Below are 14069 nucleotides of genomic sequence, written 5' to 3' on the forward strand. Positions count from 1 at the left end.
GGATGCAAACATGAAGAAAGTCATCGTAGTCGGATCGGGTATTCTGGGGGCATCAACAGCCTATCAATTAGCCAAGCGGGGCGCAGAGGTCATCATCGTAGATCGAAAAGATATAGGACAGGCTACGGATGCAGCTGCGGGTATCATCTGTCCATGGCTGTCACAGCGACGTAATCAGGACTGGTATCAGCTCGCCAAGGCTGGTGCGCGCTTCTATCCGGGCATCATAGCGGAGCTTAAAGCCGAAGGAGAAACGGAAACGGGTTATGCTCAAGTGGGCGCGCTTAGTATTCATACGGATGTGGACAAAATCAATAAGATGGAAGAGCGGGCCCATCTTCGCAAAACAGATGCGCCGGAGATTGGCGACATTACACCTCTTGACGACAAAGAAACCCGTGAACGTTTTCCATTGCTGGATGAACGTTATCAATCGGTACATATCAGTGGTGCTGCACGTATAGATGGAAGAGCGCTGCGCGATGCATTGATCCGGTCTGCACAGCGAAATGGAGCGGAAGTGATCCATGGAGACGCCACGCTTCAATTCGAAGCGGATCGGGTCATTGGTGTGAGTGTTAATGATCAGAGTTTCCTGGCAGATGAAGTCGTTGTCTGTGCAGGTGCATGGGCCAACGAACTGCTGAAGCCACTCGGCATACACTTTAAAGTGCATTATCAAAAGGCACAAATTATGCATCTACATGTCACGGATGGGGAGGATACAGGCCGCTGGCCTGTGATCATGCCACCTTCTGATCAATATCTGCTGGCCTTTGATCAACAGAAGATCGTGATTGGTGCCACTCATGAAAATGATGTGGAGGGTTATGATAAAAGAGTCACTGCAGGGGGCATGCAGGAAGTTTTGAATAAAGGTCTGGAACTGGCGCCGGGGCTAGCCAATAGCACATTCCAGGAGGTAAGAGTTGGGTTCCGTCCGTTCACACCTGGCTTTCTGCCAGTAATGGGGGCTGTCCCAGGCTGGCAAGGTCTGATTACCGCGAATGGACTTGGAGCCTCTGGATTGACCATGGGTCCTTTTATCGGGAGTCAACTGGCGAAACTAGCTCTCGGCATGGAGCTGGATATCGATATTGAGCCCTACACTGTTGGCAAAGCAATGGATGAAATTGAAAGAGGTGAGTCATGACATATTCACAACGTGTATCCGATGGAGCGAACTCGTCCGATATCGTATATCTGGAGCATCAGATCGGTACGACAAAAGAAAAACTGCGCATAGCTTTGGAGAAACAAGAAACATACAAAAGCGAATTGTCGGAATTGAAGTCATCACCAATCAGGAATGCATCCGAAGACAATTCTGAAGAGCAAGTCTTAATGGAGAAGGCAAGCCAAACGAAGAACTTGATTGAAACCCTGTCTGAACAACTGGAGCAACTACAGGAAGCATTAGCGAAACTAGGCGATTGATCGGCTCTATGGCTTATCTCTTTGAGACATCAACAGAAATAATATACGATACGTATAAAACGAAAACCCCTTATATTAAGGGGTTTTTCTGATTTAGTTCAAATGGTTTATATCAATAAATGAACGTATGGTATAAAATGGAATCAGGTGCTGAACTGTCAATTCAGGTACCCATGTAACCAATCACGAAACTATGCTGAGAGGTGGATTCCAAATGTATAAAGAAGTGATACGTGTTGAGGACATCACGGGGTTTCAGTCGAGATCTGAAGAGTTTTTCCCACTTCACTGGTTTCGAAAAATGCTGTCCGAGCATCCTGTGTACTATCACGAAGATACAGACACCTGGAATGTGTTCAGATACGATGATGTGAAGCAGGTCCTCAGTAATCATGAGTATTTTTCAGCCGAAGGAACCCGGACAACGATTGCCGTTGGAGCAAAGAACAATGAAGGCACACCTCCAGACAAATTAAACATATCAAGTATCGATCCTCCCCGTCATCAAAAAAGTCGTTCGTTGTTATCGGCTGCTTTTACACCTCGTAGTCTGAAAAACTGGGAGCCACGAATTCGCAACATTGCAGAGCAGCTGGTAGCCGATATTGAGCCAAATACGACGATTGATATTGTTCAAGCGTTGGCCGCTCCACTACCTTCGATGGTTATGGCCGATCTGCTCGGCATCCCTCTTACAGACAGCCATCGCTTCAAGAACTGGGTAGATATTTTGTTTCAACCCATCAATCCAAAGACGACTGAAGAGAGTGAACTGAAAAAACAAACTGCCGCGCAAGAGTATTATCAATTCCTGTATCCTATTGTGGTTCATAAACGGACTCATCCTGGTGAGGATATCATTACGGATCTGTTAAATGTTGATGTTGAAGGTGAGAAGTTCACGGAGGATGAGGTTGTTCGCACGACCATGCTTCTGCTTGGAGCCGGTATAGAGACAACGAGTCATATGGTTTCAAATACGTTCTATTCCTTCCTCTACGATGACCCGAGCTTGTATGGCCAACTCAGGCAGAACCCCGAATGGGTTCCGCTCGCAGTGGAAGAAATGCTTCGTTATAGGTTCCATAATGCCAAGCGGCATCGGACAGTAAAGCAGGATAATCAACTGCTCGGAGTGGATTTGAAAAAAGGAGATGTTGTCATCTCCTGGATGAGTGCAGCCAATATGGATGAGCAGATGTTTGAAGACCCCTTTGAGCTGAATATTCATCGTCGTAATAACAAAAGACATCTTACCTTTGGTAATGGCCCACACTTTTGTCTAGGGGCCCCGCTGGCAAGAATGGAACTAAGCATTGCCTTGACAGCATTTGTGGAGAAGATTGCTCGGATTGAACCGGTGGAGTCCTTTGATCTGGAGAATAATCTGGCCACTTCAGCTCCGGGACAGTCGTTGACCCATCTGCCAGTGAAGATCGTTGCGGAGTGAGAAGGAATCATACGGGACACAACCTAAAAAGCGGCAGATCAGACGTAAACGTCTTGATCTGCCGCTTTGTTATGCAAGCAAGTATGAGGCTGGACACCTTAATTTGAATTCATAGAAACTTTTTGTCTTACCACCTGTTTGATTTCTTCCCCTTTGGCTTGTTTGGTGCGTTTGATAAAGAAGGAAAGGACCAATCCCACAACAGCGATACCGATGATAACAACATAAGCATCATTGATACCCTGGATCATGGATTCTGTAGCAAGCTGTTTTTGACTGAGACCATTGGCTGCACCAGTCGCCATCATATCCTGTACGTGCGCTGTTGTACGGGAGGTCATGACACTTACGAGTAATGAAGTACCTACAGCACCAGCCACTTGTCTGACGGTGTTGGAGATAGCTGTACCGTGTGCACCAAGTCTTGGTGGCAGTTGGTTAAGTCCCGCAGTCTGAATCGGCATCATGAGCAGAGCCATACCAATTCGGCGGCCGGTAGACATTAATACCAGGTAACCATAACTGGTTGAATCCGTTAAGTCGATGAAACCAATTGTTGTCACGATGGTGATCACCATCCCGATAACAGCGAGCCATTTCGCTCCAAATCGGTCAAACAATTTTCCGGCTACTGGCATCAGGAAGCCCATGACAAGAGCACCCGGAAGGAGTAATAATCCGGACTCCAGTGCAGTGTAACCACGTGCGTTCTGGAGATACAAGGGAAGCAACATCATGTCAGCATACATGATCATTGTAATCGCGATACTAATGACCGTGGTCAAGGAGAACATGTTGTATTTGAATGCCCGCAGATCAAGCAGCGGAGTTTCAGACACGAGCTGACGCCATGTAAACAGGGCAAGCGAAACGATTCCAGCCGCAATGCAGATAAGAACTTCTGCACTTGACCATCCCAGACTTCCTGCTCTGCTGAAACCATAGAGCAATGCGCCAAATCCGATCGTGGAGAGCACCACACTGATTGTGTCGAACTTTGTGTTGACCCGTTCGGATACATTCTTCAGGTATACAAACGCAAAAGCAATGACAATAAGAGTTAATGGAATCATGCCATAGAACATCGTTTGCCAAGAGTAGTTCTCGAGGATATAACCGGCAAGGGTAGGCCCGATTGCAGGGGCAAAAATGATGGCAAAACCAACCATACCCATTGCAGATCCTCGTTTTTCAGGAGCAAACAAGGTCAAAATAACGTGCATCAAGAGCGGCATGATAATGCCGGCACCCGCTGCTTGAATCATACGTCCTGTCAGCAATGTGCCAAAGTTATCTGCAAGAGCAGATACGATGGTACCAATCAGGAAAATAAACATGGAAGCTTGGAATAATTGCTTGGTTGAAAAGCGTTGCATGAAGTAGGCCGTGATCGGGATAAGCACCCCGTTCACCAGCATGTAACCTGTCGTTAACCATTGTGCTGTTGCGGCGGAGATGTTAAAATCACCCATCAGTTCCGGTGTAGCAACACTCATGATCGTTTGATTCAACGTTGCAAGGAAGGCTCCCAAAATCATGATAAACAGGATGGGGCCTTTCTTTACGGATAATTCTTCTGGTACTCTAGCCTGACTCAATCCTTTTCATCCTTTCAATCCACACGTGACTAAATTTACAACGTGTTGTATAGTTTACATTGTATTTATTGAATTATATACATATTCGGACAGATTACAATTTACGTTATGACGTGTTTTCGTCGTTTATTTTACAAATAAAATGAATTTGTTGTGTAAACCAAAAATAAACGACTGATTGTTTAAAATTGTAATGTTTAAAATTTGATAGGAGGGATACACGTGAAAGACGAGAAGAAATCAGCCGTGGACCCAAGAATATTGCGAACACGTCAGTTAATTCGAAGTGCATTTGTTGAGTTACTGCAGGAAATGGATATTGAAAAGTTGTCAGTGAACAAAATTGCCGAACGAGCGACGATCAATCGGGTAACCTTCTACCTGCACTATCGTGATATTACGGATATGATGGAGAAGATGGCGGATGAGATGATTGAGAATATTGAACGGATCGTGGATGAATATGCCCCTCATTTTGAGAAGCAAAGAACGGAAGAGGCTTGGCCTGTTCTAGTCAAGTTACTGGAGCATTTTGCAGAGAACGCCTCGTTCTATCAGGTGGTTCTTGCTACAAAGCGCACACCGATTTTTACCGAACGACTGCTCAAATTGTTAAGTACGCTGGTCAAAGCCAAAATTGATCGGGTAGAGATGGAAGATGAACTCGAAGAATCCGGCATTCACAAAGAAATCGCAATATGGTACGGTTCTTCGGCTCTGATTGGAACCATCGTTGCCTGGTTGCGTAATGATATGCCATATTCACCTCATTTCCTGGCGAAACAATTCTCGTTGATTCGCTCGTACTCTTATAATGACTTGATATAATCATGCTACAATTGCACCTAACGTTAATAGAGGAGGAATAATGTAATGAAATATAGTGCAGAACGTATCTATGTGAGATTTTGGAATGTGGATGATGCCGCATTGCTTCTGGATCTACAGGTTCGCAACCGTGGGGAAATAGAGAACATATCAGCAAGTGATCGGGACGAGTCTTTCTACAGCTTGGAAGGGCAAAGGTCACTCATTGAGAGCTGGAACAAGAAGAGAGAAGAAGGAAATCGCTATTCTTTTGGTATTTTTCTACATACAACGGATGAACTCGTCGGTGAAATTTCTTTGTTCGAGATCATACTGGATTCTACCCCAAAATGGATCGTTGGTTATGTGACCGATACTCTGTATCAAGGAAAAGGATATATGAGCGAAGCCCTACAATGTGTACTGGAATTTGCCAAACACGAAACTGAAATTACTCGAATCGAAGCTGGCGCTGTGCCCGATAATACAGGTTCCATCCGTGTCCTTCAAAAAGCAGGTTTCAAGGAGAATGGGTCACAGCCTGTGCCAATCCAGGGAACGTTGAAAGAACATACGATGTTTGCTGTGGATATACTATAAGCAAGATGTTTTAATATTTACTATACAAGTTGGACTATATATTTAAACGTAACGGAGAGGACAGAAAAAACATATGGCTACTATACTCGTTGCAGACGACGATGCGAACATTCGTGAACTCGTCTGTCTATTTCTCAAAAACGATGGATTCACAACAGTGGAAGCTGCGGACGGTAAGGAAGCTCTCACTATATATGGCGAAACCCCAGTGGATCTGGTTGTCCTTGATATTATGATGCCTGTCATGGACGGTTGGGCACTGTGCAAAGAACTTCGAAGAGCCAATCCCGACCTCCCGTTACTCATGCTGACGGCGAGAGGAGAGACTTGGGAGAAGGTGAAAGGATTCGAACTGGGTACGGATGATTATTTGACCAAACCATTTGATCCATTAGAGCTGACCGCTCGTGTCCGAGCATTACTGAAACGATACAAAATCGGCTCCACACATACAATCCAGTTTGGCAACGTCATTCTGGACCGTCAGACGTATAAGGTGATGAGAGGCACGGAGTCGCTTACGTTACCACTTAAGGAGTTCGAATTGCTGTATAAGCTTGCTGGAACACCAGGACAAGTCTATACACGTGAGCAATTAATCGATCAGATATGGGGTATTGATTACGCGGGAGATGATCGAACAATAGACGTACATATTAAACGCCTGCGCGAACGATTCGCGACAACACCTGATTTTCGGATTGAAACGGTGCGTGGGCTAGGGTACAGACTTGAGGTCTATGAATGATCAGCTCTTTATATATTCGTGTTGTTCTGACCTTTCTGGTGTCAGTCATCACAGGCACGATTATTTCATTTTTTATGTCAACCTGGATGTTCGAAGATCAATTGAATGAAAATGCTCAAATTAACATACGCAATTTTGGCCAGGACGTTGTGCAGATTTATAAGACGCTGCCTGCTGATGAAGCAGAATCATTCGTTAGTAGAATGAAGCAACTTGATTCGTATCATATTCGAATTTATGATGCAACGGGCAAGTTCCAGTCTTATGGGAAGCTTAACGAACATAAATCATCCCCCGTATCGACGGATCAACTCAAGAAGGTGTTAAACGGAGGGGTTGTGCAGGACACACCTAAAGGTATCGCTACCGTTCTTTTGGGGCTACCGATCAAGACGGAAACGGGTACAAGAGCGATGTTTCTAGAAACACTCTCACCGCCCTCAGCCTCTTTTGTGGTCCAGTTTGGGTTGATTTTTGCAAGCTGTTCCTTGATTGTAGGAAGTTTGTTGATTGTGGTTGCTTCTGTATATCTGGTTAGACCGATCAAAAAACTGACCAAAGCGACCAAACGGATTGCAGCTGGAGACTTCAACGTCAAGCTGAACATTAAACAAACGACGGAGATTGGTACATTGGCCCGCAGCTTTGAAGAAATGATGCATGATCTTCAGCAGTTGGAGCAGATGCGCAGGGAATTCGTTACCAATGTTTCGCATGAGGTTCAGTCTCCGCTCACCTCGATATCCGGTTACGCTTCGGCACTGAAGCAAGTAAATCTCTCAGAACAAGAACGAAACCGTTACCTGGATATTATCATCTCAGAAGCAAAAAGAATGTCCAAAATGAGCGATAGCCTGCTGAAGCTGAGTTTGCTTGAATCGCAGTCACAGCAACTACGGCTCACCACCTTAAGCCTTGATGAACAGATCAGGCGGGTCATCGTGGCGCTTCAGCCGCAATGGTCTGGGCGCAACATTCATTTCGAGCTTGATTTGGAGAACGTGAAGGTAACGGCTGATCACGATCAGTTAAATCAGGTATGGACAAACATCATCGGAAATAGCATCAAGTTTTCCAAGGATGGCGGTATGATTAAAGTCAGTATCGAAGAGGACTTCAAAAATGTGACTGTTCGAATATCCGACACGGGCATTGGAATTCCCCTGGAAGATCAGAAGCGTATATTCGACCGTTTTTTCAAGGCAGATCGTTCCCACAGCCGCAAATATGACGGGAGTGGTATGGGACTTGCTATCGTTAAACAGATCGTCTCCCTTCATCAGGGTGACATCCAAGTGGAAAGCGAACCTGGTCAAGGCACGACCTTTATGATTACGTTGCCCATCCATCCACCAACGGATAGTTAGGCTCACAGGTTAGGCCAGTGAATAGAATATCCATCGGATTATCTAAACCGAATGTTCATGTCCTATGTAACATGCAAGCTTCCTTGTATGTTACATAGGACATTTTTTTTTGCTTGTTCATACTCCGTTCATATTCCGGTCATGGGGAGTACATCTTTCTTGATTAGGATTTCTTAAGAGCCTGCCAGGCCAATATACAGATGAGGATAGGAGCAGATGAATGTGAATCAACAAGCAGACAGAGAAGTCCAGAGTAAGAGCAAAACCAAGAAAGTGTTAAACATTTTGTTTAAAGTACTTTGCGCAATCATTATAGCAATCTTACTTTTTGTAGCTATCGTATATACCGTCAATAAAATCAGCAGTTATTCGGAGCAAAAAAGAATGGAGTCGTATGGTCAACATGTATCCGTAGACGGAAAAAATATGAATGTGTTCATTCAAGGCGAAGGCGAGGAAACGATTGTGCTTCTGCCTGGTTTTGGAACAGCGGCACCAGCGCTTGATTTTAAGCCTCTCATCTCCGAGTTATCTCCATATTATAAAGTTGTCGTTGTTGAGCCCTTTGGTTACGGATTGAGTGATCAGACCAAAAAGGAACGCAGCACAGCAAATATCGTCAGTGAAATTCATGAAGCGTTACAGCGTCTACATATTGATCGGTATATCTTAATGGGTCATTCCATTTCGGGGATCTATAGTCTGGATTATGTGAACAAATATGCAGATGAAGTAAGTACATATGTCGGGCTGGACACCAGTGTTCCAGCGATTAGTGAACAGAAGGTTGAAGCATCAGAAATCGTACCGATTACATGGTACCGTAACTTGGGTTTCCCACGTTTGCAATTGAAAATGAGTGATGATCCATATGCTGGGCTACCGTATGATGAACAAACCAAAGAACAATTGAACATTTTGATACAAAAGAACATGTTTAATTCAACTCAATTAAACGAGATTGTAAGCATGTATTCCAATTTTAAAGCAGCTGAACAGTTAACGTTCCCAGTCGATCTCCCGGTTCTTTTCTTTGTTCAAAAGAATCATCCGGCAGTGGACAATTGGGTTCCCGAACACGAGAAGTTAATAGAGAACTCTATACATGGTGAAATGGTGCTGCTGGAAGCAAATCATTATTTATACCGTTCCCATGCCAAAGAAATCGCTGAAAAATTCAGGGGGTTTATGGGAGGAATTCAATAACTCCACTATCCATTAGAATAAGCGCCTGTTTCGTCACGTCATAACATTTCTTTACTTGTTCATATTCAGTTCATATTGACGTCACGGGCAGTACATTTTCATTGGATAAGATTTCATTAGTAGTAAAAAAGACAATCGAACTATCAGTTCAAGACAGGAGAAGATAACACTGACGACGCAGCCTGCGGAAAAGAAAACAAAGAATAGATCAAAGGCCAAAAAAGTGAGAAACATGATACTGAAAATAGTAGGAGCAATCGTAATCGCCATTATTCTATTTCTAGGTATTGTTTATATCACCAATGTGATCAGTAGTAATTCAGAGGCCAAGAAAATAGATTCCTATGGTCAGCATGTATCTGTAGACGGGAAAAATATGAATGTGCTCATTCAAGGCGAAGGCAAGGAAACGATTGTGCTTCTGCCTGGTTTTGGAACAGCAGCACCAGCGCTTGATTTTAAGCTGCTCATTGACGAACTATCACCATATTACAAAGTTGTGGCGGTTGAGCCATTCGGTTATGGATTAAGTGATGCTACTGAAAAAGAACGAACCACAGAGAATATCGTAAGTGAAGTTCATGAAGCTCTGCAGCAACTCGATATTCATCAGTACATGCTCATGGGTCACTCCATTGCAGGCATTTATGGCATTGATTATGTGAACAAATATCCGGATGAGGTCACGGCATTTGTCGGAATTGATAGCAGTGTTTCAACACAACCGGGTATGGATGCCAAATTACCTACTAAAACGTTCGCATTTCTTAAAAAATCAGGTCTCCAAAGATTGGTGGTCAAATTTAGTAGTGACCCCTATGCTGGACTCGCATTTGATGAACATACCGTAGAGCAGATGAACATGCTGTCGAATAAAAACTCGAACAGTTCCACGACTTTGAATGAGATGGACCATATTGCTTCCAATTTTAAAGGAGCCCAAGGTTTAACCTTTCCTAAAGACCTGCCACTTCTTCTCTTTGTACAAGCGAATAATGAAGGTGTAGAAGGATGGATACCGCTGCATGAAGGGCAGATCAAAGATTCAGTACATGGGAAAGTAATCACCATGGATGGCGAACATTACTTGCACCATACGTTATTCAAAGAAATAGCTGAAGATGTTAGAGCATTCATGAACGAAGCGAAATAATAATTCTGTAAAAGTCCGTGATGAGAGAGAGGAATTCAATTGAGATTATTTGAGATACTGTTAGTTCTATCCTGTTTCGCGTTACTCATAGACCTACTATTTATTAAAAGAAGTGCAAAGAAAATAGGTTTGGGTTTGGGTATAGGAAGTAGCGTTATATTATTAGTGCAATTGTTTGTTGAGGGATACAGATGGCAGTTGCTTTTGGTATATATCATGACGGCTCTATTCATAATCATCGTTTTATTCAGACATTCCGATAAGATGGCGAATCTTAAAATAGGGAAGTTCTTGAAATATAGTTTATCTTCCTTAATCGTTATTTTGCTTGTTGGTTCTACCGTCTTGTCTGTATACTTACCTGTTTTTAATCTGCCGAAGCTTGATGGTCCAGAGAAGGTGGGTACTCAAACATTTCATTTAACAGACCAGAACAGAGACGAAATCTTCACTGAAGATCAAAACGATAAGAGAGAACTAATGGTTCAAGTTTGGTACCCAACTGAAAACAGCAATAATAACAAGCGTGACACGCTGTTTCCAAAAGATAAAGAAATGTTCAAAAAGTATATTCAGAGCTTCTCTAATTCTTTAAAACTGCCCGAATTTTTGCTCGACTACTTGAAGTATAGTCAAACCAACTCTTATGAAAATGTAGAAATATTACCTTCTACAAGTCCTTATCCCGTGGTACTACTATCTCATGGTATGGGAACCAGTAGAGTTCTACATGTATCACAGGCCGAGAATCTGGCCAGTCATGGGTATATCGTGGTCACCATCGATCATACGTATAGCACCTTTGCTACTCTTTTTCCAGATGGCCGTGTAACGGATTATAAAAAAAGCACGACTACACTAGATGAACGTACAAAAACAGGGAGTATATGGACGAAAGATGTGGAGTTTGTAATCGATCAAATCGAAAAGCTGAATTCAGGTGCAATCGAAAGTCAGTTTAAAGGGAAAATCGATCTAGATCACATCGGCGCGATGGGGCATTCTTTTGGGGGTGCAACCGCGTTTAATGCAACGTATTTAGATCAGAGAATCAAGGCCGGGGTTAATATGGATGGGTCACTATATGAAGTGGAAAATAGAGATGATATAAACAAGCCGTTTATGTTCATCCGATCGGGAAGTTTTGAAGACTGGTTCGCCAACTTTGAAATAGATAGAAATTCGGATGATGAAGTAACTAAATCTCTTTCAGATGAGCTGCACATTATGAAAAATGTTATGAATCATGGGGGAAAAGTGATCTATGTAGAAGGAACCCAGCACTTCAATTTCACGGACCTTCAGTTCTATTCAGAGCTGGTTAAACTGTCCGGTATCACAGGAGATATCAATGGTAAAAGAGGATCAAACATCGTAAATCAATATGTACTCGATTTCTTTAACAAGCAACTGAAAGGAACGGGTGGAGATCTCATTCAGGGACCAAACGACTTGTATCCGGAGGTGAAATTTGTAGACCCAGAAGAAATCAAATAACCAAAACACTTAAAATTCAGGAGATGATGTGAATGGGACGACAAAAGGGAAAACGCACTTCAATCGCCGTGTTAACGCTGGCATTAACCATGTTAGCTCCAATGTCTGCAATGGCTGCGCCTACTACAAGTAGCAGTGATCATACGTATGAACCAACCAAGAAAACGGTGATGGAGAAAGCCAAGTTACTCACTGAGAAACATGGAATCACAAGCCTGCAATATGCCCTTATCGATGGTGGCGAGATTGTGGTGTCCGGTCAGACGGGCAAAAACGATAAAAACAACAAGGTGCCTCTTACGCCGGATACGATCTATGGCATAGGATCAACGAGTAAAATGTTCCTCACAGCTTCTGTTATGAAGTTAGTTGACGAAGGCAAGGTGGATTTGGATCTGCCTGTTGTGAACTATATACCTGATTTTCAGATGAAAGATCATCGCTACAAACAAATCACACCACGCATGCTGTTGAATCATTCTTCCGGTCTGCTGGGAGGCACGGGCAGTAATGCCACATTGTACGGGGATAATGATACGTACTCACATGATACGTTTCTGGACCAATTGGCAAGTCAAAACCTGAAGGCAGATCCCGGCGAGTTCTCGGTGTATAGTAACGATGGGTTTACGTTATCCGAGATTATGGTTGAACGTGTTAGCGGCATGAGTTTTACAGCTTTTATACACCAATATTTTACGGAACCTTTGGACATGAAACATACCAAAACACCACAGGATGTGGTTGACACGGCAGCAATGGCGGGAATCTATTCTCCTATGTATGAGGGTCAGCTTCCACAAGAGAATTATAATGTTATCGCTACTGGAGGCATTTATTCCACCGCTGAAGATCTTGCGAAGTTTTCACAAATCTTCACGGGAGAGGTCCAAGGCATTCTTACCGATAAGTCTGTAGAAGCCATGGCGCAAGAAGAATACAAAAAAGGCATGTGGCCAGAGGGTGGCGATACGTCTATATCTTACGGATTAGGGTGGGATAGTGTAAATCTGTACCCATTCAGTGAATATGGTATCAAGGCAGTAACAAAAGGTGGAGATACCATATCGTATCACTCATCATTAGTCGTACTGCCGGAATATAATCTGGCTGCAGCCGTTACCTCATCAGGTGGGACAAGTGCCAAAGATCAGTTCATTGCGAGTGAATTATTACTCAGCGCACTTGAGGAAAAGGGCATTATTACAGAACGGAAGCCGGAAAAATCGTTTGGTGTTCCAGTGAAGGCAGATATACCTAAAGAAATAGCCACGAATGCAGGTATATATGGCGGCAATAATTCAGTTAAGAAGATCGTAATGAATACTGCTGGACAAATGACTGTATCCACACCCGCAGCTCCAAGTGATCCGGTTCAAAAATACACCTATACAGCAGATGGTACTTTTGTTAACGATGAAGGCACGGAAAAGTTGAAATTTGTTAAGGAGAAGAATGGAAGGACTTATCTGTGGTATCGATCTTATATATCCTTACCAGGACTTGGACAATTGGCTTTCTCCGAATATAAAATGGAGAAGCTGGAAGCCAATGAATTATCCCAGGATATTACGGCCTCATGGGAGCAGCGTGAAGGTAAAAAATATTACCTGCTGAATGAGAAATATACATCAACGGTTTATCTCAATTCGGCACCAATTCTCCCTATTCATTTGGACAAAGAGACCCCTGGGTATGTATCCAATACTAAGATTGTTGGAGCAAACGAAGCAGTCACGGAGCTGCAAATCCCTGGCCTGGCTGGACGTGATACAAAGGAGATTTATTTTGCTAAAAAGAACGGAGTAGAGTACATTACAGCCGTTGGTAGCATATACGCCAGTGAGGAAATGGTACAACCGCTCTATTCGGGTAAACAATCTCTAGCAACGATTCAAGCAGACGGATATGCCAGATGGTTTTCGTTACCATCAACGGTGAAAGGAAAAGTCATGACGGTTAAAATGCCTGCAAATGGCGCCTTTGCCGTATATGATCAGAAGGGTATTTGTATTAATCACACCGTAGTCAGCGGTGAGAACGAGGTTGTTTTACCAGAAAACGGCCGCATTGTATTTGCAGGTGACGTGGATTCCACATTTGAAATTTCATTAAAATAGATGTTGTACCGTAGTTAGTTTTATGAAAGAAACTAAGAAAGCAGCCGATCAAAGTAATCGGCTGCTTTTGTTCAATTTAACTATAA

Annotated in this window: 12 protein-coding genes; 11 read left to right on the forward strand and 1 reads right to left on the reverse strand. The window is 43.3% G+C overall.

The window, feature by feature from the left end; translation table 11 throughout:
- The first annotated feature begins 10 nt into the window (after positions 1 to 10).
- The 3 genes from C161_RS14120 (at position 11) to C161_RS14130 (ending at position 2887) form a co-directional block, all read left to right on the forward strand.
- Positions 11 to 1153, forward strand: a complete 1143-nt coding sequence (locus tag C161_RS14120) for an NAD(P)/FAD-dependent oxidoreductase (protein WP_036608220.1) — start codon at positions 11 to 13, stop codon at positions 1151 to 1153.
- Positions 1150 to 1437: a hypothetical protein gene (locus C161_RS14125; protein ID WP_036608216.1), complete on the forward strand. Its 288-nt coding sequence runs from the start codon at positions 1150 to 1152 to the stop codon at positions 1435 to 1437. Before C161_RS14120 ends, C161_RS14125 begins: the two co-directional genes overlap by 4 nt.
- Before the next feature lie 214 nt (positions 1438 to 1651).
- Positions 1652 to 2887: a cytochrome P450 gene (locus C161_RS14130; RefSeq protein ID WP_036608214.1), complete on the forward strand. Its 1236-nt coding sequence runs from the start codon at positions 1652 to 1654 to the stop codon at positions 2885 to 2887.
- Between the two features lie 98 nt (positions 2888 to 2985).
- Here C161_RS14130 and C161_RS14135 read toward each other — a convergent pair whose 3' ends face one another.
- Entirely contained in the window at positions 2986 to 4425 is a 1440-nt protein-coding gene (locus tag C161_RS14135) for a DHA2 family efflux MFS transporter permease subunit (protein WP_051449754.1), read from the reverse strand.
- Positions 4426 to 4707: 282 nt separating this feature from the next.
- Here C161_RS14135 and C161_RS14140 point away from each other — a divergent pair, with 282 nt between their 5' ends.
- From C161_RS14140 to C161_RS14175, 8 genes are all read left to right on the forward strand, one after another.
- Positions 4708 to 5313 carry a TetR/AcrR family transcriptional regulator gene (locus C161_RS14140; protein WP_017688636.1) on the forward strand — a complete coding sequence of 202 codons (606 nt, stop codon included), beginning with the start codon at positions 4708 to 4710 and terminating at the stop codon, positions 5311 to 5313.
- A gap of 45 nt (positions 5314 to 5358) precedes the next feature.
- Positions 5359 to 5892: a GNAT family N-acetyltransferase gene (locus tag C161_RS14145; RefSeq protein WP_036608210.1), complete on the forward strand. Its 534-nt coding sequence runs from the start codon at positions 5359 to 5361 to the stop codon at positions 5890 to 5892.
- A 73-nt stretch (positions 5893 to 5965) separates the two neighbouring features.
- Positions 5966 to 6640, forward strand: a complete 675-nt coding sequence (locus C161_RS14150) for a response regulator transcription factor (protein ID WP_017688634.1) — start codon at positions 5966 to 5968, stop codon at positions 6638 to 6640.
- A complete protein-coding gene (locus C161_RS14155) occupies positions 6637 to 8007 on the forward strand; it encodes a sensor histidine kinase (RefSeq protein ID WP_036670805.1) in 1371 nt (456 codons plus the stop codon). The genes C161_RS14150 and C161_RS14155 overlap by 4 nt, the downstream gene beginning before the upstream one ends.
- A 216-nt stretch (positions 8008 to 8223) precedes the next feature.
- Entirely contained in the window at positions 8224 to 9213 is a 990-nt protein-coding gene (locus tag C161_RS14160; protein WP_051447071.1) for an alpha/beta hydrolase, read from the forward strand.
- A gap of 232 nt (positions 9214 to 9445) precedes the next feature.
- Positions 9446 to 10366, forward strand: coding sequence for an alpha/beta fold hydrolase (locus C161_RS14165; protein WP_051447070.1), 921 nt, complete (start codon positions 9446 to 9448; stop codon positions 10364 to 10366).
- Positions 10367 to 10405: 39 nt separating this feature from the next.
- On the forward strand, positions 10406 to 11863 hold the full coding sequence (locus C161_RS14170) for an alpha/beta hydrolase family protein (RefSeq protein ID WP_036608204.1): 1458 nt from the start codon (positions 10406 to 10408) through the stop codon (positions 11861 to 11863).
- Between the two features lie 32 nt (positions 11864 to 11895).
- Positions 11896 to 13983 (forward strand): serine hydrolase domain-containing protein, encoded by a 2088-nt coding sequence (locus tag C161_RS14175; RefSeq protein ID WP_036608202.1) that lies wholly within the window; start codon positions 11896 to 11898, stop codon positions 13981 to 13983.
- Positions 13984 to 14069: the final 86 nt, after the last annotated feature.

Origin of the sequence: Paenibacillus sp. FSL R5-192 (assembly GCF_000517845.1) — a bacterium.
In the GTDB taxonomy this organism is placed as follows: Bacteria; Bacillota; Bacilli; order Paenibacillales; family Paenibacillaceae; genus Paenibacillus; species Paenibacillus amylolyticus.